At 46.5% G+C, this 22,734-nt stretch carries 13 protein-coding genes and 1 pseudogene; 11 read left to right on the top strand and 3 right to left on the bottom strand.

Annotation, left to right across the window (positions count from 1 at the left end; genetic code table 11):
- Positions 1–23 precede the first annotated feature (23 nt).
- Positions 24–1,034 (top strand): LacI family DNA-binding transcriptional regulator, encoded by a 1,011-nt coding sequence (locus ACXAD8_RS00920; RefSeq protein ID WP_475224049.1) that lies wholly within the window; start codon positions 24–26, stop codon positions 1,032–1,034.
- 19 nt (positions 1,035–1,053) lie between these two features.
- Here the strand turns inward: ACXAD8_RS00920 and ACXAD8_RS00915 are convergent, their stop codons facing one another.
- Positions 1,054–2,388: a glycoside-pentoside-hexuronide (GPH):cation symporter gene (locus ACXAD8_RS00915; protein WP_475224047.1), complete on the bottom strand. Its 1,335-nt coding sequence runs from the start codon at positions 2,386–2,388 to the stop codon at positions 1,054–1,056.
- Between the two features lie 36 nt (positions 2,389–2,424).
- Positions 2,425–3,753 carry a GH1 family beta-glucosidase gene (locus tag ACXAD8_RS00910; RefSeq protein ID WP_475224045.1) on the bottom strand — a complete coding sequence of 443 codons (1,329 nt, stop codon included), beginning with the start codon at positions 3,751–3,753 and terminating at the stop codon, positions 2,425–2,427.
- A gap of 246 nt (positions 3,754–3,999) precedes the next feature.
- Here ACXAD8_RS00910 and ACXAD8_RS00905 point away from each other — a divergent pair, with 246 nt between their 5' ends.
- From ACXAD8_RS00905 to ACXAD8_RS00895, 3 genes are read left to right on the top strand one after another with little or no spacing between them, the layout of a single operon-like run.
- Positions 4,000–5,253 carry a sugar MFS transporter gene (locus ACXAD8_RS00905; protein ID WP_475224043.1) on the top strand — a complete coding sequence of 418 codons (1,254 nt, stop codon included), beginning with the start codon at positions 4,000–4,002 and terminating at the stop codon, positions 5,251–5,253.
- Positions 5,254–5,283: 30 nt separating this feature from the next.
- Positions 5,284–7,839, top strand: coding sequence for a glycoside hydrolase family 3 protein (locus tag ACXAD8_RS00900; RefSeq protein ID WP_475232842.1), 2,556 nt, complete (start codon positions 5,284–5,286; stop codon positions 7,837–7,839).
- Complete coding sequence (locus ACXAD8_RS00895) at positions 7,839–8,876, top strand: glycoside hydrolase family 16 protein (protein ID WP_475224041.1); 1,038 nt, start codon at positions 7,839–7,841, stop codon at positions 8,874–8,876. Before ACXAD8_RS00900 ends, ACXAD8_RS00895 begins: the two co-directional genes overlap by 1 nt.
- 10 nt (positions 8,877–8,886) lie before the next feature.
- Here ACXAD8_RS00895 and ACXAD8_RS00890 read toward each other — a convergent pair whose 3' ends face one another.
- Positions 8,887–10,638 carry a hypothetical protein gene (locus ACXAD8_RS00890; RefSeq protein WP_475224040.1) on the bottom strand — a complete coding sequence of 584 codons (1,752 nt, stop codon included), beginning with the start codon at positions 10,636–10,638 and terminating at the stop codon, positions 8,887–8,889.
- Positions 10,639–10,994: 356 nt separating this feature from the next.
- Between ACXAD8_RS00890 and ACXAD8_RS00885 the strand changes: the two are divergent.
- The 7 genes and pseudogenes from ACXAD8_RS00885 to ACXAD8_RS00855 form a co-directional block, all read left to right on the top strand.
- Positions 10,995–13,655, top strand: a pseudogene (locus tag ACXAD8_RS00885) (family 16 glycosylhydrolase); the annotation flags it as partial.
- 642 nt (positions 13,656–14,297) lie between these two features.
- Entirely contained in the window at positions 14,298–17,270 is a 2,973-nt protein-coding gene (locus ACXAD8_RS00880; RefSeq protein WP_475224039.1) for a TonB-dependent receptor, read from the top strand.
- Positions 17,271–17,413: 143 nt separating this feature from the next.
- A complete protein-coding gene (locus ACXAD8_RS00875; protein WP_475224037.1) occupies positions 17,414–18,970 on the top strand; it encodes a tryptophan halogenase family protein in 1,557 nt (518 codons plus the stop codon).
- A gap of 44 nt (positions 18,971–19,014) precedes the next feature.
- A complete protein-coding gene (locus ACXAD8_RS00870) occupies positions 19,015–19,740 on the top strand; it encodes a SapC family protein (RefSeq protein ID WP_475224035.1) in 726 nt (241 codons plus the stop codon).
- A gap of 5 nt (positions 19,741–19,745) precedes the next feature.
- Positions 19,746–20,741 (top strand): cupin-like domain-containing protein, encoded by a 996-nt coding sequence (locus tag ACXAD8_RS00865; RefSeq protein ID WP_475224034.1) that lies wholly within the window; start codon positions 19,746–19,748, stop codon positions 20,739–20,741.
- A 266-nt stretch (positions 20,742–21,007) separates the two neighbouring features.
- Positions 21,008–21,880, top strand: a complete 873-nt coding sequence (locus ACXAD8_RS00860) for a substrate-binding periplasmic protein (RefSeq protein ID WP_475224032.1) — start codon at positions 21,008–21,010, stop codon at positions 21,878–21,880.
- Positions 21,881–22,041: 161 nt separating this feature from the next.
- The gene (locus ACXAD8_RS00855) at positions 22,042–22,734 is read left to right on the top strand and encodes a substrate-binding periplasmic protein (protein ID WP_475224031.1); all 693 of its coding nucleotides are present in this window, start codon (positions 22,042–22,044) and stop codon (positions 22,732–22,734) included.

Genomic DNA, 22,734 nt, shown 5'->3' with positions numbered 1-22,734 from the left:
GCGTGCAGTCATCGTCCTTTTATATGGCAACAATTAAACAAGTTTCTGAGCTGGCAGGGGTTTCGTTAGCAACGGTTTCCCGGGTTATAAACGATACCGATCAGGTTAAGCCGGCCACCCGGGCAAAAGTCGAAGATGCGATGAAAAAGCTTGGCTATCGTCCCAATTTTATTGCTCAATCTCTCGCCTCTAATAAAAGTAATACTGTGGGCTACGTTGTACCTGAACTACACGGTTCCTTTTTCGGTGACATGTTGTCCGGTTCGGAATTGTTGTTAAAGAAAGCCAAAAAGCACTTATTTATCGCCGCTGGCCACAGTAATGAAGAAGATGAAATCAGTGCCATTGAATCACTGCTTGGACGAAGATGCGACGCGTTGATTTTACATCTCGAAGCCGTCTCCAATGACTATTTAATTAACCTGGCCAACGACAATGTAGATTTTGTGATCGTCAACCGCTACATTCCGGAGATCGCAGACCGCTGCATTAGCCTGGACAATGTCAAAGGAGGTTACATCGCCACACAGACGTTGATCCGCTACGGCCATCGGGACATCGCTTATATTTCCGGTTCGCTATGGAAGTCAGATGCCGCTGACCGTCTGTCAGGCCACAAACAGGCATTGCAGGATGCCGGAATTCCCTATAATCGCACGCGAGTTTTTGAAGGGAACTTTCAAGCCAGCTCTGGCTATGAAGGTATGTTGTCGTTTTTGAACTCAGGTAAGGCACCAACAGCAGTAGCTTGTGCTAACGATGAGATGGCCTATGGTGCCGCCGATGCAATCCGGGAACGGGGATTATCCATTCCAGAGGATATCTCACTGGTGGGCTTTGATAACATCGAGTTTTCGCGCTTCTCACATCCCAAACTGAGCACTGTGAATTATCCGACCCGAGCTATCGGAGAAACGGCGGCTAACTGGATATTGAGCCGTATCTATGGTCAGGGACCGTTTGATGCCACCCATATATTTGTGCCAGAAATGATCAGCCGTGACAGTATCGCTATGATCAAAAGTGACTCCTAGCCGGCTCAGAGCCAAAGGATTAAACCGCCCGGGTTAGATCCGGCAAATCGCGATGGATATCATCCAGCTTTTGCTCGGTCAGGCGGTAAAACTTCATCACCACTGCAACCGCGATAAAACTAATGGCAGGATATAAGGTGAAGGAAAGCAATATGCCCTGCCGGGCGGTTTCGGTTTGCTCGGTATCAGCCACATAGCCATAGGCCGCCAACAGCCACCCGGCGATTGCCCCACCAATGGCCAACCCCAACTTGATAAAAAACACCACTGACGAATACACCAGTCCATTTATTCTGATGCCGCTTTTCCAGTGCCCATAATCAACCACATCCGCCATTTTCGCCCACAGTAGCGGCGTGCCAATCTGTAAACTAAAGCACCATAAAAAATACAGAGCAAAGGCTAAAGCAACCTGTTCCTGTCCGACAAAAAATGCTGCTACCGAAAAACCGGCTGCGGTTAATTGCATGGCGATATATAGCTTAATTTTGCAAATGCGTTTCGCCAGAAAAGATGAACTTGCGCAGCCCAAAATATTGCCAATCATGCCCAGTGTCACAAACCAGGTGATCAAGTCTTCTCTAAGTAAATAGTACTTAACATAGTAAATAGCTAACGTAGAGCGCATAACAATTCCGGTTAACACAAATATCGCGGCCAGGCACAATATTCGCCACTGATCATTGCGCCACAAAATGGCCAGCTCTTTTTTGAAATCAGATTTCTGTGTTGCGGGTGGATGTACTCGTTCTTTAGTTCCGGCAAAACACAACAGGAAAAGCACAACCCCCAGAATACTCATGGCAGTAATGGTTAACTGATACCCTTTGGCTTTATCTCCCTGCCCTAACAAATCCACCAAGGGTATGGTTAAAGCGGTTACCAATAATCCGCCCAGCATGCCAAAAACAAATCGATAGGATTGAATCGAAACCCGCTCTCTGGGATCGGCAGTCAGCACACCGCCCAATGCTGAATAAGGAATATTAATAGCGGTATAAGCCATCATTAGCAGCGTATAGGTGACGAAGGCATAAATCATTTTGCCGTTTTCTGACAGTTCCGGGGTGGTAAATGCCAGTATGCTGATCACCGCAAATGGTATCGCCAGCCAAAGTAAATAGGGGCGAAACTTTCCGTATTTGGTATTAGTGCGATCGGTCAATGCCCCCATTAGCGGATCAGTTATGGCATCTACAATTCTGACAGCTAGAAACAATACCCCGACAACCGCTGGAGATATGCCGAAAATGTCAGTATAAAAGAATGACAGAAACAACATGACCGTCTGAAAAATTATATTGCTGGCGGTATCCCCTAATCCATACGCCACTTTTTCTCTAACTGATACCATTTAGCTGTACATCCCCAAAAGTTCTGTGCCGGTTTGTTATCGTCCCAACAAAAATTCCCGATACGCCAAACCACTTTGTTTAATAATTCTTTTTTGGCTTTGGTAATCCACATAGACGATACCAAAACGCTTCAGGTAACCTTCTGCCCATTCAAAGTTGTCCATCAAACTCCAGGCAAAATAAGCACGAATATCCACCCCCACTGCCATCGCATCTTCGACAGCATGAAGATGAGAGCGATAATAAACCAAGCGATCTTTGTCTTTTACTGCCCCATCCACCAGTTTATCCGGCATTGCTGCACCATTTTCAGTAATATAAATGGGCGGCAGCTGATATTGTTCGTGCAGTTGCACTAAAATATCGGTTAAGCCTTGTGGGTATATTTCCCATCCCATATCCGTTAGCGCTAATGGTTTCTTGTCTGAGGACTTAAAATCATGTTCCGGATCGGCCACATACCTCTCTCGTGTATAGTAATTAACCCCGAGATAGTCCAGCTTTGCCGCGATAATTTCCAAATCCCCAGGAAAGATCTCCGGCTTTTCTTGTTCAGGTAATTGTTCAATGATGTTTGGGTATGCACCCGTTAATAACGGACTGATATACCACTGATTAAAGTGTTCATCAGCTAAGCGGGCCGCAATTTGATCTTCTCGGCTGTCAGTTTCACCGTATCTTGGGCTGACATTTACTACTATGCCGCTTTCACTATTGGGGCAGTTCTTGCGTAGCTTATCCATTGCTAAGCCATGAGCTAACAGCAAATGATGAGCGGCTTTTTTGCCATATTCACGGCCGATTTTGCCCGGTGCATGAATTCCAACTTCATATCCGAGATAAGCGCTGCAAAAGGGTTCATTCAAGGTGGCCCAGGAAAAAACGTAATCACCTAGCTCTTTACTGATAACATCAGCATAATGCGCAAACTTATAAGCTGTTTCACGATTAAGCCAGCCGCCTTCATCTTCCAGGTATTGTGGCAAATCCCAGTGATAAAGTGTTACGTAAGCTTTGATATTGAGGGATTTCAATCGCTTCAGGATATTGAGGTAAAACTGCACACCTTGTGGTTTTATATTCCCCTCGGCATCCACTACCCGCCCCCATGAGATGGAAAAACGATAGGCGTCCACACCGAGATGCGCGATTAACTCCAGATCTTCTTGCCATAACTCATAGTGATTGCAGGCAATATCGCCGTTGGAGTTATCCCTGATAGCCCCATTTTTTGCACAAAAGGTATCCCAAATATTTCGGTCTCTGGTCTGACTGCCACCTTCAATCTGAAAAGCAGCAGTAGCAACGCCAAAACAAAAGTTTTTCTTTCGCAACGGAGAGTGTGGAGCAATATCTAATTTCATAACAAAGTCTATCCGGAAGAATTCAACAGCCAGAGCGGTTGCTGTCGCCAGAGAACAACCAAACTGGCATAAATGTAATATTATCAGCAAACACATTGTAAGCGCTTACATTTCAATTCAAAAAAATTTTGCGGAAAATTAAATGTAAGCGCTTTCATTCATGTTAATGTGTTGTTACAATGCCGTCAAATATTTATTTCATGTATTGTGAAAAACCTGTAGCACTTACAAAAGGCGGACAAGTCTATGGCTGGAATTTCGGCGGGAAGTACAAACAATGTCTCACAGCAGAATGTACAAATAAACAATCGTTTTGCACTGATTTCGTTAACCTCATTGTTTTTCATCTGGGGATTGATCACATCGCTAAACGATATTCTGATCCCACATCTCAAAGGCGTTTTTGACCTGACCTACACCCAGGCAATGCTGGTTCAATTTTGTTTTTTTAGTGCCTATTTCCTGATTTCAGTGCCTGCCGGTCGCCTAATCCAGAAATCAGGCTATCAAATTGGCATCTTTATTGGCTTAGTTACCGCCGCCGTTGGCTGCCTTATTTTTATTCCCTCTGCCAAAATTCCCGCTTATTGGATGTTCCTGGGAGCCCTTTTCATTTTAGCCTCCGGAATTACTATTTTGCAGGTAGCCGCAAACCCCCTGGTTACCCTGATGGGCAAACCTGAAACTGCTTCAGCCAGATTAAATATGACTCAGGCTTTTAATTCTCTGGGCGCCACCATGGGCCCTATCGTTGGTGGAATCTTAATCTTTGGTGGTGCACATGGTGAAAGCGTGGCCTCGGTGGATAAGGTCATAGTTCCTTATGTTGGATTGGCAATTATACTGGTCAGTCTGGGGATTTATTTTAAGATGATTCACATTCCAGACACCCATACCACCGAAGCCAGCGACGCAGAGGTACCTTCTGACGATAGCATCTGGCAGCACAAACACCTCATTTTAGGCGCTATCGGTATCTTTACGTATGTAGGTGCCGAAGTATCGATAGGCAGTTTTTTGGTTAGCTATCTGGGCGAATCCAATATTGGCAATATGTCGGAAGCTCAGGCCGCGAACTATGTTGCTTATTTCTGGGGCGGCGCATTAATTGGTCGCTTTGTTGGCGCAGCATTGATGAACTATATTGCCGCAAACAAGATTTTAGCTTTTAACAGTGCTATGTCCATTTTACTGTTAGGCCTGACCATCACCTTTGATGGAGCGCTCGCCATGTGGTCTGTCATAGCTGTTGGCTTGTGTAATTCCATCATGTTTCCCACTATTTTCAGTCTGGCCATAAAAAAACTCGGGCCATTGACCAGCCAGGGTTCAGGTTTGCTGTGCCTGGCAATCGTTGGCGGCGCAGTTGTTCCTCTTTGTCAGGGAGTGCTGGCTGACAGCATTGGGATCCAAATGTCTTTTATCCTGCCACTTATTTGTTATGTCTATATCGCGTTTTTTGGCCTTCAGGGGTTCAAACCACGTGGTAATGAGTATTGATTGGCAACCAGAATATAAAGGTAAGTAATGATGAATAAAACACGCTCCATACTAGCAACCAGTGTTGCGACAATATTTCTGGTGGGATGCCAGCCAAACCAGGCGGTGCAAACTCCGACAGCAGACGAGCCAGCCAAAAGCGAAAGCGAGGTCAACGCAATTTGGCCCAAACTGGATATCGCCATTAAACCTGACGCAGCCGTTGAAGAGAAAGTTAAAAACCTTTTAGCCGATATGACGCTGGAACAAAAGGTGGCGCAGGTGATTCAACCAGAGATCAGAGATATCAGCGTTGAAGATATGCGCCGCTACGGTTTTGGCTCATATCTGAACGGCGGAGGTGCCTACCCGGACAATAATAAGCACGCTACAGTGGCAGATTGGGTCGCGCACGCGGAAGCCATGTATCAGGCGTCTATTGATGACAGCCTGGACGGTTCAACGATCCCCACAATGTGGGGCACTGATGCAGTACACGGCCATAATAATGTCATTGGAGCCACCATATTTCCTCACAATATTGGATTAGGTGCAGCCAATGATCCTGACCTCATCAAGCGCATTGCAGCAGCCACTTCAATCGAAGTTCAGGCCACAGGCATAGACTGGATTTTCGCCCCTACCGTAGCCGCAGCTCGCGATGATCGTTGGGGCAGAACCTATGAAAGCTATTCCGAAGATCCAGAGGTTATCCGATCCTACTCACAAGCCATCGTTGAAGGTTTGCAGGGTGACAATAAAACTGGCTTTTTCGGTGATGATAAAGTCATTTCAACAGTAAAACACTTCATTGGAGATGGCGGCACTGAAAAAGGTGACGACCAGGGCAATAACATTGCTGACGAGGAAACCCTGTTTAAAATTCATGCTCAGGGTTACGTTGGTGGTTTAAGCGCAGGCTCTCAATCTGTGATGGCTTCGTTTAACAGCTGGCACGGTGAAAAAATTCATGGCAAAAAATATCTGTTAACCGATGTATTAAAAGAACGCATGGGATTCGATGGATTTGTCGTTGGCGACTGGAATGGCCACGGGCAAATCAAGGGCTGCAGCAATGAAAGTTGCCCTCAAGCCATGAACGCGGGCCTGGATGTCTACATGGTGCCAACTCAAGCCTGGAAGCCACTTTATGAAAACCTGATTGCCCAGGTTAAATCGGGTGAAATTCCACAGTCCAGGTTGGATGATGCTGTCACCCGAGTACTGAGAGTTAAGGTAAGGGCTGGGTTATTTGACAAACCTTCTCCGGCAAACCGTCCTCACGCCAATAAACAGGAATTAATCGGTGCTCAGGCCCACAGAGATATCGCCAGAGAAGCAGTGAGGAAATCACTGGTGTTGTTAAAAAACAACCAGCAGATTTTACCTTTGTCGCCCAATCAAAGAGTTTTGGTAGCCGGAGATGGTGCCCACAATATTGGCAAACAATCCGGCGGCTGGAGTATCACCTGGCAGGGAACAGGCAACAGCAATGAAGATTTTCCGGGAGGTACATCCATATTTCAGGGGATTGAAGCCGTTGTTGCGCAAGCCGGCGGCACAACTGAATTATCCGAAAACGGTCAGTTTTCAGAAGTACCTGATGTTGCAATTGTGGTTTTTGGAGAAGAACCGTACGCAGAAGGCAACGGTGACCTGGATAATGTCGAATATCAACGCGGCAGTAAATCCGACTTAGCTTTACTTAAATCCTTAAAAGATAAGGGAATTCCTGTAGTTTCCCTGTTTATCAGTGGCAGACCCATGTGGGTGAATCCTGAAATTAATGCCTCGGATGCCTTTGTAGCAGCCTGGTTGCCAGGATCTGAAGGCCAGGGCATCGCAGATGTGTTATTTAGCGATAGCGAGGGTGAAATCCAGTACGATTTTCACGGCAAGTTAACCTTTAGCTGGCCTAAGACCCCGCAACAACAAGCCAACAAAGGAGATGATGACTACGCTCCGCTGTTTCCCTATGGTTATGGATTAAACTATTCATCAACCGCATCGGAATTGGCCATGTTACCAGAAGACAACGGCAGCTCAGCAGCCGTTCTGGATGACAGAGCTTTGTATCAGGGTGCTGTTAAAGCGCCATGGCAACTGGCTGCAGTCGATACTCAAGATACCCAGCAAATAATGACCGCAAGTGTACTGAAAACCGACGCCCTGAATGTCAGAACTCGTGACCGTCGGGTACAAGAAGATTCACTGGAGTTGAACTGGCATGGCGAAGCCGCATTTGGACTGTACAGCCCGTTTCCAGACGATCTGATGGGTTATCAGGAATCCGGGGCCAACCTGCAATTCGATGTTAAGGTAGCCAATATTACTGGCAAAGTGACTCTTCAGGTTGCCTGCATGGATACCTGCACAAATACCGTTAATATCACAGATTCATTGCGCTCTGTACAAGGTTCAGATTGGAAAACGGTTGTCGTGCCAATGGCATGTCTTGCAAGCCAAGGGGTTAACTTCTCTAAGATCATGTCACCCTTTGCGCTTCATGCATCTGGCGGTACACAAATACAAATATCTGACGTGGTACTCAGCAACCAGGCTAAGGGGGATGAGTTAATCCCGGCTTCCTGCAGGGGCGAACAATAATGAAATCTTTACAACCAATAATTGCGGTATCACTGGCATTGACCTCAGGCATAGCCAGTGCCGAACAAACCAATAATGAAAAAGCTAACTGGCAGGACAAAGGCTGGGAGTTAGTGTGGCAGGATGAGTTCAGTGGTGACAAAGTGGACGAATCCAAGTGGAGCTACGAGGTTAACTGCTGGGGTGGCGGTAACGATGAGCAACAATGCTATGTAAACAAAGCAAACAACTTCGAATTTATCGACGGTGTTTTGCACATAGTAGCTAAAAAGGAATCCTTTACCGGACCCAGTGAAACGGAAGATTCAGCGGCTTACGATCCAGCGAATACCCGAACCCTACCCTATACCTCAGGTCGTATCCGTAGCAAAAACAAAGGCGACTGGCGCTATGGTCGATTCGAAGTGCGTGCCCGACTCCCTCATGGTCAGGGAACCTGGCCGGCTTTCTGGATGTTACCCACAGACAATGTCTACGGTGGGTGGGCAGCATCTGGGGAAATAGATATCATGGAAGCCGTAAATATCGGTACTCAAACCGATAAATCCGGTAAGCTTAGCAATGAACCAGAAACGCGAATTCACGGCACGCTGCACTATGGTCGCGCCTGGCCTGAAAACGTATATTCCGGTACCTGGTATGAATTACCGGGCAAATTTAGTCCGGCGGAAGACTTCCATACTTATGCGGTGGAATGGGAAGAAGGCGAGATCCGCTGGTATATGGATGACATCCACTATGCCACGCAGCGCTCTGAGGGGTGGTATTCTGAACTAAAAAATGAATCAGGAGAGGTACAAACAAACCCTGGCCATGCGCCTTTTGATCAACGCTTTCACCTGATTCTGAATCTGGCAGTAGGCGGTGCCTGGGCCTCCAACGTGAATGAAAAAGGCATAGCTCATGACATATTTCCGCAACGCTTTAGCATTGACTATGTGCGCGCTTACCAGTGCAGTAAAAATCCAGACACAGGCAAAGGCTGTGCTTCTGTGAATCCCAATGCCAAATTAGTAACAGGTAAGGACAAACACTAAAGTAAACATTCTAAATAAACAGGTTTTGCGCGCTAAAGTGTAAAACCTGTTGTCCCTCTTCCAGTAAGATTTCCATCGCCTGCTCTAGATGCCTGAACTGCCAGCGGCGATTGAACTTACACTCACTGTTATCACCGGCAGTTTCAAAATAAGAAAAATGCTGTAATTCCTCTTTATCAAACACCAACTTAGTCGCACACTGCCGCTGTCGATAATAAACCCTTCCTGATTGCCTGTTATCATCTATCTCCACTAGTACATCTTCACAATGGCCGTTACAAATAGACAAACCATAGTAGCCACTAAGATCAACCGATGTGTTTTGCTTGTTTTGTTCTGATACCTGCGATTGCGCCGCGCTCACCTGACCAATCATCAGTGGCAGATTCATGTGTCTGAAACCTGTCACAGAAGCATCGTAATAATAAAACAGTGGCCTGAGAGCCACCTGAATTACCCGCCCCCATTGCGACTGCGTGTGCTGAGGAAACAGCACCTTTTCGGTTTCTGTTTTGGGTAACCACAAAAATATGGCTGTCCAGATAAAAGGCACCACTACCAGCGGTGATAAAGAAGCATTTAACACAGGGTTAATTCGTTTTTTCATTCTGCGCGCCCTTATCAGAAAGCGAGTACGAAAATAGGCAGCCAGGCAAATAAACACAATGAAAGTACTGACTAATACGGCATAGGTGGGTAAAAATACCAAAGCAAAACTTTTGCGCATCAGGTTAAAAGCGTCTTCTGGAATATCCCGAGGAGAGTTTATAAATTGCGTCGCCCAATAATGTGCGATTTTATTGTCCAGCTGATAAACATCGGATGCCCTGGCAATCTGAGCCAGGCCGGGAAGCCTCTGTCTAAGCAATTGCGTCAGGCAGCGACTCACCGCCAACATAAAACGCTGCTCGGGTGGGCCCGTAGCCGCATCAGGTAAGCCTGATAAACTGCATTGATAGACTTCGGTCAGCCTGGCTATATCATGTCGGGTAAAGCGGCTTTGTGTCGCTAAAAACCCGCTAAACTCTGAAACCGCGTCATCGACATGTTTTTGTCTGGTTTCGGTAAAATTCGAATGACTATCCAGTTCTTCAACCACAACGCGAAAGTCATCAATTCTGTCTTTAAATCCCTGATAAATGGTGACAACCGGACGTGCTAGTTTTTCTGGCAATCCAGTCTCCATCAACATTAAAGACAATTCATCCTGCAGCACATCTGATTTTTGCAGTTTGGCCATATAACTATCATTCAGGCATACGTGCAATGGCAGGTATAAACGAACTAACTGTTTGTGGCTGCTTTGAGTTTGTTGCTCAGGGGAAACAAAATAATGAAATTCAGGTAAATTGCCTTTGCTGAACAACCGGTTAGCAGCGTTACCAATCAGACTGCAATGCACGATCTGTTTAGAAGCATGGCGTTCCATCATCAGATAGACCTCTTTCATGGCCACGTATCCCACGATGGTGACCAGTACAAAACACCCCAATTTGATAGAAATTCGTCTTACTGAGCCTGTCCGGTTTAAAGTTTTATTCATCGACAAACCGATAAGCGCTGACAATCCCAGCCCGGCACCCGATATCAACCTGCCGGTAACTTCCAATTGCGTAAGATTCGCCGCGCTTTCAGTGAAGTACAGGCTATTCACAAGCAAGGTCAGAAAATACACTTCTGCTAACAAATAGCCCAACACCGCAGAAAGCAGTATCGGTTGCCAGATAATTTGCGATTTTAAAACGGTCTTTGAAACAGACATGTTTAATCTTGCGATATCACCAATTTAATTGTGGCTCGGTCAGGAAGCACAGCCACCAGACATTCCTTAGTTTTTTCAGTTTAGTCCAGATTGTTAAAAATATGTTGACTTGTGCCGAACATATTTTTAACATTAATGAAAGCGCTTACATTATGCGTTATTTTTTGAAGCAAAAATGTAAGCGCTTTCATGAAATATAACAAGCTGGCAAAGTTTTTAGCGGCTGTTCCCGTAGCCGTTTTAAATTTGCCTGGTTTGTTGAATGAGCATTACTCCGTCAGAAGCAACTTGCAGCAACACACACAGCTGAACAACGTAAACGGGGGTAATTAATGACAACGATCTTGGAGAGCAACATGGTAAGTTACAGAGCAAACAAGCTCACACACATTATCTCAGCTTCCTTACTATCAGTTGGTCTGTTTGGCTGTGGTGGCGGTAGCGATACCACTAACACAACCATCGACCCGACGATAGCCACTCCCCCGGTAACTGCAACTGAACAACCAGATAGCGATTGGGAGTTGGTATGGAGCGATGAATTTGACGGCGCTGAAATTGATTCTGACAAATGGACCCATGAGGTTAATTGTCAGGGCGGCGGCAATAATGAAAAACAATGTTATACAGACGACCCAAGTAACTCGTATGTCTCTGACGGCCTGCTCAATATTGTTGCCATGCCGACACCAGAGGAATCGGATCTTCCATTACCCTATACCTCCGCTCGACTGAACACCAAATACAAAGGTGACTTTACTTACGGTCGTTTTGAAGCTCGAATTAAATTACCTCAGGGGCAAGGCGCATGGCCTGCCTTCTGGATGCTGCCTACCGACGAAGAGTATGGCGGTTGGCCAAAATCTGGCGAGATTGATATTGTTGAAAGTGTCAATTTAGGTGTGGTAAGTGATGCTGATGGCAGCATTGAATCCAATATTTACGGCACACTGCACTATGGTTTTGACTGGCCTAACAATGTTCACTCTGGTCAATCTTACGCTTCAGGCAGCAATCCCAAAGACGGTTTCCATACCTATGCTGTTGAATGGCAAGAAGGTGAAATCCGTTGGTACATGGACGGCTATTTATATGCAACACAGCGCCAATCAGTGGTCAGAAGACTGAATGATGGTACGGCTGTAGGCTTATCCCATCGCGGTTGGTTTTTACCGCAATTCAACCCGGTGACAGGTGAAGAAGAAAACGTCTATAGCGCTGCGCCATTTGATCAAAACTTCCATATGATACTGAACTTCGCGGTAGGTGGTGATTGGCCTGAAAACGTCAATAACCTGGGTATCGACGCCAGTGCCTTTGCAGGCGGTCAGGCGATGCAGGTTGACTATGTCAGAGTTTATCAATGCTCTAGCGATCCGGAAACGGGTAAAGGTTGTGAGTCAGTGCGTCCTGGTTATGACGAAGAAGGCGACGGTCTGGTTGAAGGCGCTGCGCCAATTCCTACGCCACCAGCCCCACCTTCGGTTGATCCGGTAACCATTTTTGCAGATGAAGAAAATCCAGACTGGCCATTATGGGACTGCTGTGGTGGAACCACACCAGAAGTAGTAATGGATGACGCGGCCCATGGCGCAGTAGCTGAATTTACCATCAATGATAACAACGGTACGGTTTTAGGCTTTTATGGACGTGACGCAGGAGCACTAGATGCCTCCCCTTCCCTGTCTAATGGTAGCTTGCGCTTCGACATGAAAGTAGTAGCAGCTCCAACTGCTTCAACTACCTGGTTGTTAAAAGTAGAGGCTAATGGCAATACATCATTCGCTGAAGTACCTTTGAACACCAGCACAGAGGGCGCAGACCCGGTCGTGGGTGAATGGCAAACTTATACGTTCCCGCTTTCTTATCTTTCGGATCAAGGCCTGGATGTCAGTGGCATTGATGTCATCATGATTTTCCCAGCCTGGGGAACGGGTGAAGGTGCCACATTCCGCGTAGATAACGTGATTGTAGGCCCTGAAGGCACCGCGCCATCTGTAGAACTGGTACTGTTCGAAGACACTGCCAATGTCGAGTGGCCTCTTTGGGACTGCTGTGGCGGCACAACTCCGGTTGAAACCATGGATGATGAAGAACACGGCACTGTCGCTGAGTTTGAAATTCTGGACAACAACGGAACCGTTATGGGCTTCTTTGGACGTGATAACGGCGCGTTCGACGCTTCCAGTATCCTTTCCAATGGCGTGCTTGAGTTTGATATGAAAGTGGTCAACGCCCCAGCGGGTGAAACCACCTGGTTATTAAAAGTAGAAGCCAATGGCAACACCTCTTTTGCTGAAGTAGCGTTAAACACCAGTACCCAAGGTCAGGATCCGGTTACCGGCGAATGGCAAACCTATACTTTCCCACTTCTGGCTCTGTCAGATGCAGGTCTGGACGTCAGCGGCATTGACATCGTAATGGTATTCCCGGCATGGGGAACCGGAGCAGGTGCGCTATACCGCATAGATAACGCCAAAATCTATGATCCAAACGCCTCTTCAGGTGGCTCAAGCGGCCCATTATTAGAGGTATTTGCTGACGCTGAAAACTCAGGTTGGCCACTTTGGGATTGCTGTGGTGGTACTACGCCAACCGTGGAGATGGATGATGCAGACCATGGTTCTGTCGCTGAGTTCCAGATTCTGGACAATAACGGCACAGTTATGGGCTTCTTTAGCCGAGATACCGGCGAGCCCTTTGATGCCAGCAGCATCATCACAACCGGCGTATTCCAGTTTGAAATGAAAGTGGTATCGGCACCTTCATCCAGCACCACCTGGTTGCTGAAGATTGAAGCTCACGGTAATACCTCATTTGTGGAAGTTCCCTTAAACACTAGCCAGGAAGGCATGGATCCAGTTACTGGCGAATGGCAAACCTATACTTTTGATTTGTTGAGCCTGAGTGATGCGGGCCTGGATGTCAGTGGTATCGACGTCATCATGATTTTCCCGGCTTGGGGTACAGGCGAAGGTGCAACCTACCGTGTTGACAATGTTTACATCGGTAACCCCAGTGATATTTCCGGTGGTAGCAACGGAGGCGGCAGCTCATCCAATGCGGCATTGACGTTATTCGCTGACAGCGAGAATGCCAACTGGCCGATGTGGGATTGTTGTGGCGGTACCACACCAACCGTACAAATGCTGGACGATGGACACGGTGCAGTTGCACAGTTCGAAATTCTGGACAACAACGGCACGGTAATGGGATTCAATGGTCGTGATCAGGGGCAAGCTTTCGATGCATCGCCCTACCTGGCCGCAGGCAAATTCCAGTTTGATATGCGAGTTGTCAGTGCTCCGGCAACTGATACTACCTGGCTACTTAAGATTGAAGCCAATGGCAATACTTCATTCGCTGAAGTTGCACTAAACACCAGCAACGAGGGTCAGGATCCGGTTACGGGTGAATGGCAAACCTACAGCTTCGATCTACTGGCTTTGTTAGATGCAGGCTTAGATATCAGTGGCATCGATATCGTGATGGTATTCCCGGCCTGGGGAACGGGTGGCGGCGCTACTTACCAGATCGATAACGTCATGATCACTGAGAACTAATCACACTGCATCGCAGATTGGAATAACGCAACACTGCAGTCCAGCGTATCAACATACCCGGACTGCAGAAAATGCACACAAAAAAGTAGGGTTATTATGAAACAGACCAACTTTTCAAAAAAACGCTTATCGGCAACTATATCCATGTTGCTGGGCGCTGCAGCACTGTCACCGGTATCTGCTCAGGAAGCAGAAGAATCGGCAGAAGACAGTAATGTAGAAATTATTCAGGTATCCGGTATTCGCGGCAGTATGGCCCGCTCCATGGATATCAAACGCGAATCATCAGGCATAGTGGATGCCATTTCCGCTGAGGAAATGGGTAAATTCCCAGACACCAACCTTGCGGAATCACTGCAACGTATTACCGGTGTTACTATCAGCCGTAGTAATAACGAAGGTAGCGAAATTACTGTTCGTGGTTTTGGCCCGAGCTTTAATTTGTTAACCCTCAATGGCAGACAAATGCCTGGCACGGGTAACTCTCGCTCATTCGATTTGGCCAATTTATCCTCGGCCGGCGTCAGTACTTTATCAGTTTACAAATCAAGTCGCGTAGATGTCCCAAGTGGTGGTTTAGGTGCCACTGTCGACATTGAAACCGGCAAGCCGTTGGCCTCTCCCGGTTTAAAGTACACGGTTTCAGCCAAAGGAATTTATGACGAGTCCAATGAACTGGGCGATGATGTCACTCCTGAAATCGCGGCCATGTACAGTAATACCTTCCTGGACAACAAGGTTGGTATTTCCATTACCGCCTCATACCAGGAACGGGACTTCCAACAACAAAGCGCCAATATACCTGGCTGGCAGGCTAATACTGGCCCATTTAGTGCTTCCACTAACAATGTTGATCCTCGCCCTGAAGCCACCAGCGAAGAGCAAGATCTGTTAGACGGTGTGGCCGACGGCCGCGTGGGTAATACCTTTTTGCCGCGTCAGATTTCATACGATGTTAACGATGTGCAACGCTTCAGAACCAACACTCATCTGACATTGCAATACGCACCGCGTGATGACATGACCTTCACCGCTGATTATCTGTATAACGAATCAGAAACAGCAATTGAAGGCTATGGCTTTGGTATCTGGTTTAACTTCGGGGGCAACGTCACCAATTACGAGTTAGATGAAAACGGCACAGCTACACGTTTTACCGAAGTTCAAAACGATTATGCCCACTCCCGCACAGCGACCACCATTGGTGTTGAGCAAGACTCTGTCGGTTTTAACTGGGAATGGCAAATCAACGACGACTTCCATGTTGAGTTTGATTATCACGATTCAAAAGTCGAATATGACAATGGTTTAGACGAAGGTACCAATGCCAGCTCACTGCTTATCATTGCACCGAATAATATCCTGACCAAAACCTATGATTTTACCAATAGTGAAATTCCGCACTTCAGCATGACCTGGCCAAATGGCGCGGCGGAAGCGAATCCGAATGATATTGATCCGTTATTTGCGCAGTTTACCCGTACCATCGGTGAATCTTCAGTGGAACAATTTCAGGTCGATGGCAAATGGTTAAACCCCAACGACAGCTTTTTAATCGAAGTAAAATCTGGCGCGGCCTATACAGAGCAATATTTCGGTGGGCGTGCCGGTTTTGGTGGGAACCAGGGTCCAAATGGCTACAACGGTAATCAGGCGGTATTCCCTGACAGTATGTTTACTCGGATGGAAACCGGTGACCTGCTTGATGAATTTGCCGGTGGCGGCAGTGCATTGGGTACCAATTATTACTACGATTGGAATCTGAGTGAAGCTCTGTCCCGCTTGCAGGCATTCTTCCCCAACTTTAATACTGACCCCTTCAATTCCTCAGGTCAGATTTCGCAAGGGGATATCACTGAAGAAACTATGTCGGCTTACTTAGCTGCTAAGCTAGAATTTGAAATTGCCGATCGCATTCTCGATGTAAATGTGGGCCTGCGTTACGAAGAAACAGAAGTACTCAGCACCAACTTACAGCGCGCTGAAGATTTTCTGGTTTGGTCTAACCCCACAGAATGGCAGCTGAGATTCCGCGAAGGTGATGACGTATTCGTTTCAGGTTCAGGTGAATATGATGTGCTATTGCCTTCATTGGATCTGAGATACGAAATAATGGACGACATGTTTGTTCGTTTCTCTACCGGTAAAACCATCTCACGTGCTTCATTGGGTAATATGAGTGCGGGCCGTAGCCTGTCACCTAACCCCAAACCAGGTAGCCGTACAGGTGGCTCTGGTAACCCAGGTCTGGAGCCATTTGAATCCAAAAACATGGATTTATCTTTTGAGTGGTACTATGACGAAGCCAGTTATGTTTCTCTGGGCTACTTCAGAAAAGATGTTAAAAACTTCATCGTGAATGGTGCCAATGTATTAACCTTTGATGGTTTACGTGACCCCTTCATCGGACCTCGTGCTACCACAGCGATTGCGCAGTTGGAAGCAGAAGGTATTCAACCTACTGTTACAGCGATTTGGGAACGCATCATCGAAAATGGTGGCGGTGTAGATGACTCTTGTTGTCAGACTCAAATCGTACGCCAGCAAGATGACGATCCCCTTGTAGAGTGGTTAGTGAATCAGCCGGTAAACGATCCTTCTGAGAAAACAGTGGATGGTATCGAATTTGCGGTTCAGCATATGATCGCTGACACCGGATTTGGTGTTTCGTTAAATGCCACGGTAGTGGACAGCGACTCTGAATACAACAATGACCTGTTAGTGGTACAACAGCCGCTGCCAGGCGTCAGTGATTCAGCCAACTTCCAGGTTTTCTATGAAGATGATCAATGGTCCATTAAACTGACTCACACATGGCGAGATGACTACCTGATTGGTGTTGGACAGCCTCAGGGGTCTGCAGATGCGCCACCACAATACTTCCGTGATACCAGTATTACTGATTTCAGTATTAACTACGATCACACAGAAGAGTTAACCATCTTCCTGGAAGGCTATAACGTCACCAACGAAACTGAAGAAGGCTATGGTCGCTATCGCAACCAGTTCCTGTTCGGTAGACAATACGGTCCACGTTATGCGTTGGGTGTCAGGTACACCTTCGAATAAGCTTACGGGCGATAAAAATTAAGCCGCCTTGTGCGGCTTTTTTTTAATGTTGTACACTTTGAATAAATACACGCTCATTTCCTTAAGCATTATACTTTTACCAACAAGAGTGCTTAACGAAATGCATGTAAATGGAGTCCATCTTGGATAAAGAAATCAGAAAAGTGGTAATTGTAGGTGGTGGGTCGGCTGGTTGGCTAACCTGCGCTGTATTAGCTGCTGAGCATTGCGCCAGTGCCGACAATGGCTTGCAAATTACTCTGATTGAATCGCCTGATGTAAAAACCATTGGTGTCGGTGAAGGCACCTGGCCCACCATGCGCGGCACCCTACGCAAAGCCGGTATTCGCGAAACGGATTTTTTTAGAGAATGTGATGCTTCCTTTAAGCAGGGCGCAAAGTTTGCCCGCTGGGTAACAGGCGCAGAGGATGATGCTTACTACCATCCACTGGTGTTACCCCAGGGCTACAGTGATATCAATCTGGTGCCCTTTTGGTCAGAACATGCAGAGAAAGTTTCCTTCGCCGATGCGGTTTGCTTTCAGAGCCATTTATGTGAAAAAGGCCTGGCTCCAAAACAGAATACCACCCCCGAATACGCCCATGTGGCTAATTACGCCTATCACCTTGATGCCGGTAAGTTTTCCACCTTTTTGCAAAAACACTGTACCGAGAAACTAGGAGCCAGACATATTCTGGACCACGTTGAAGGTGTAAACAGTCACTCTAATGGTGACATAGCTTCACTTAAAACCCGCAAAAATGGCGACTTAGAGGGTGATCTGTTTATCGACTGTACCGGTTTTAACGCCTTGCTGTTAGGTAAGCATTTCGGTATTCCATTTAAAAGCTGTAAAGATATTTTGTTTAACGACACGGCACTGGCAGTACAAGTACCCTACCCTGAGGAAAACAGCCCGATCGCCAGTCACACCATTTCAACGGCGCAATCAGCAGGTTGGATTTGGGACATTGGCTTACCCACTCGCCGAGGTGTCGGTCATGTTTATTCCAGCGCTCACCAGTCTCAGGATGCCGCTGAACAAGAGTTGCTTGACTACCTTAAAGCCAGTATTGGTGACAAAGCTAATGATTTAACACCGAGAAAAATCGATATCCAACCGGGCCACCGAGAAGTGTTTTGGCACAAAAACTGTGTTGCCGTCGGGCTTTCAGCAGGCTTTCTGGAACCGTTAGAAGCCTCCGCCTTAGTTCTGGTGGAATTATCCGCCGCCATGATCAGCGAGCAAATGCCTGCCACCCGAGCTGTAATGGATATCGTCGCGAAACGCTTTAACGATAAATTCCGCTATCGCTGGGACCGCATCATCGACTTTCTGAAGCTACATTACGTACTAACAAAAAGAACCGATAGCGATTACTGGGTCGATAACTGCCGCTCTGAGACCATTCCGGATGAACTGCAATCTCTGTTGCAACTATGGCGTTTTCAATCCCCCTGGCATCAGGACTTTACTCAAGTAGACGAAGTATTCCCGTCTGCCAGTTACCAGTATGTACTCTATGGCATGGACTTTAAAACCCAGCCCAGTGTAACGCAACGCCGTTCGGCTAACGAGCGACTGGCACAACAGCATTTTAGTAAAAATCAGGAAATGACCCGTAAAATGTTGCAGGGTTTACCCACCAACCGGGAATTGATCAATAAAATTAAAACCTATGGACTACAGACAATCTAGTCGCCACTTCCACTGAGTTAACATTTTGTAAGAGAGGAGCCGTAATGGCCAATCATCAACTGCTAGACAACATCACCCATAAAGACGTAAAAGTCATTACGGCACAACATCCAAAATTTGGTGACACGCAAAGCTATGCTCGGGTAGTACCGGCAGAGCTTAAAGCGGCTCAGGCAGATTACCCCCTGTTTTTCAGAAAAAATAACGAAACCGGGCAATTTGAAATCATTGCCATGTTTGGCATGGCAGAGGAAGAAAACCTGTTTTTGGATGACTCAGGTTGGCACGCTCACTACATTCCCTATGCAGTGCAACGTCGACCTTTTTTGATTGGCTTTCAAAGTTCAAACGACCCTGCCAATCCGGAAGACAAACCGGTTGTACACATAGACATGGATAGCCCTCGTATTAGTCAAACCGAAGGGGAACCACTGTTTCTGGCACAAGGTGGGCAAACTCCCTACCTGCAACACATCAGCTCCGTGCTCAATGCTATTCATCAGGGGGCGGCACAAACACAGACACTGGTAGAAGCGCTGCAATCCATGGAGCTGATAGAAGCGGTAAATCTCAAAGTGCAACTGAACAATGGCGAAAATATAGAATTATCCGGTTTGTACACCATTCATGAAGAAATGCTGCAACAACTATCAGGCGAACAGATCGCCAGTCTGCATCAAAACGGCTTACTGGAGGCGGTTTATATGATGTTGGCCTCTCTGCAAAACGTTACAAAGCTGATCGCCCTTAAAAATCAACAGCAGGCCTGAAACGCGTGCAAAGCATAGCTGAAATAGCCGTTACTGCAGATCACAGCCTGCCCGAGGGCATGTTACAAAACGCCACTCCAGTAGTGTTGCGCGGTTATGTTAGTAACTGGCCGGTAGTCAAAAATTGTGAAAACACGCCTGACGCTGTGATGGACTATCTGAGCCATTTTTACAATCAGAAACCAGTGCATGTTATGCGCTCTGACGCCAGTAATTTAGGGCGCTTGTTTTACAACGAAGACTTAACTGACTTTAATTTCAGCCGCAGCAGAGAGCCTCTCACTAAGGTATTTGAAGAGCTGCGAAATCACCACAAACAGACCGCTGCGGATACATTGTACGTGGGCTCAACCGCCATTGACCACATATTACCAGGCTTTCGCAAGGACAACGATTTAGCGCCTTTGCAGCACAATGCCCTGGTGAGTATCTGGATGGGTAATCAAAGCCGTATCGCGGCACATTATGACGCCCCAGACAACATTGCCTGTGTGGTGGCAGGAAAAAGAAAATTCACCTTGTTTCCACCGGAACAATTAAAAAACCTCTATATAGGACCACTGGATTTCACCCCAGCAGGACAGCCTGCCAGTTTGGTGGACTTTCACAATCCGGATTTTGAACGCTTTCCCTTATTCAAAACGGCTCTGGAGCAGGCTTTAGTGGCTGAACTGGAACCCGGTGATGCCATCTATATTCCCAGTATGTGGTGGCATCATGTTGAAGCTTTAGGCAATTTCAATGTATTAATCAATTACTGGTGGCGACAGGTAGAAAACTATATCGGGGCACCGGCTGATGCGCTCATGCACGCCATCCTCAGTATCCGTGACCTGCCTGAAAATCAACGCAACTGTTGGCGGCAGGTATTTGAACATTATGTTTTTGCGCCACAACAACAAAATCATATGCCTGACAACATCAGAGGGATCCTAAATCCATTGGATGAGAATTCAGCGCGTTATCTAAGAGGATTATTACTTAATAAGTTAAACCGATGAGCTCCGTGAGTGCATACCACCCTACTCCTTGGTAATTTATCTATTCAAAACAACAATTTAATCAACTTTTATAGTCAATCTCCTACAAAGGAAAGGGAAATCAACCAATAGCTCCATTTCATTAATTCCCGGAGAATTGCCAAATATCACGCTCTGTGTCTGCTGAAATAAAAAATCCTGTGTAGCTTTTTTCACTTTAGCCGATAACAGCGGAGTCCAGGGAAAAAAATTAAATCTGCAAAAGCGGTATTGGCAATAGAATAATAATGAGTAGCACTAAAAGAAAACTAACCACAGAAAGGTTATTAACCTATCTGTTTCAAATGAGCATCTTCTGCGGCATATTTTTGCTGCTGATGGTACTCAGTCACAGTGTAATTGCCCAAACGGAAATCGATGACGCCAATACAGACGCACCAGCGGCCAAGCAAAGTATTGTTGTAGCTGTCTTTGAAGATCATGACAAGCAAATAGAATCATCGCGCCCTTATGGTTTGTCCTGGCGCCTTATTGAAATGGCCGCTAATTCCGGCAATATTCAGCTTATTACCATCGCCACCACCTGGCAATCTGCTATCAACCGGCTGAAAGACGAGCGTCTGGATATGGTGTTTGGTGCCTTTAAAACCGAAAAAAGAAGTCGATGGGCCAGTTTTAGTCTGCCACTGGCGACAGATTACTCGGCACTCTTCACCACAGTAGAAAATCCCGCCCGGGAATATGAAGATATCAATCTTGAGTACGATACGGTGGGCGTGATTTCAAACTCAGTTCAGGAGGATTTAGCCCATCAATTCGGATTCAAGCACATTTATGCCGCCCGCGAGCGTCAGCACCTTGTAAGACTTTTACAATCGGGCCGAATCAACTTCTTGCTGCAAAGTCACGGTGTCACTACCCATTATTGCGAATACAAAGCCCCTTGCCTGCAACAGGTTGGCGCGCCATTGTCGGTCAACTACAGCCGGATCATGGCCAAACAAGATACCCAGGCAGCCAGTACCCTGATTTTGCTCAACAAAGAGTTGGCACAGATTTACGCAGCAAGAGATGTGCAATCTTTGTTCGCAGAGTACGATTACACCCCGGACTACTATCGAACCTGGCAACTTAAGCTGGAAAGTGAACTGCCTGATTAATCAAAAACTATCAGTCTCATTTATCTGTTACATATAGCAGCGATAAGCGCAATATCTTACTCCACAAATTCGCTTTAAAAGCATTATAAGGCGGTTGTCATTTGCCTAATTATTAAGCTAAGCTGTTCTTAATAGTATAAATATTCATCGGAATTGAGAATATGCCAACACGTCGTTACCTGTTGCTTGTGACGTTATTGCTCTTATCATTTAAAGGGTTTGCTACTGAAAAGATGCGCCTTGCCGCACCGTTTTTCCCGCCCTATACCTATTTTGACATTGACGGTAAGTTAGATGGTTTGTGGATAAAGCAGCTCAAACCGGTAATGAAGTCAGCAGATATAGAATTTAAAGCCATCAATACACCTATGGCTCGGTTTTACTCATCTATTGCCACCGGTAAAGTGCAGCTAAGCGCCCTGCCCAAAGGTGTGCCAGGCATGGACAACGTGATCTACAGCGATATGCCCTTTGCCAAATTCGATTTAAGGGTATTCTGGCTGGATGATCGCCCAGATATATCCACCGTTTCACAATTGGCAGGTCAAAAAGTGGTGCTCACCAGAGGCTACAATTATGGGGGCTTTTTGCAAGAAGCCCTGACCACAGAGCAACAGCAACGTTTTGTGGTAGCTAACACTAAACCTGAAGCGATTGAACTTTTACTCAAAGGCGAAGCTGACTATGTATTGGGCTATTGGGCTCTGATGGATTACCTGCAAAAGAACATGCCGGATGTACAGTTAAACAACAAGAAAATATCAGAGATCCCAATCTATTTTGTTATTCACAATAGTGTTACTGATGCCCAAGGCATTATGGATCGTTTTAACCTGGCATTGGCCAATAAATAA

This window comes from Planctobacterium sp. AWH2_060, assembly GCF_056158425.1.
This window is presented reverse-complemented; position numbering and strand designations above follow the sequence as displayed.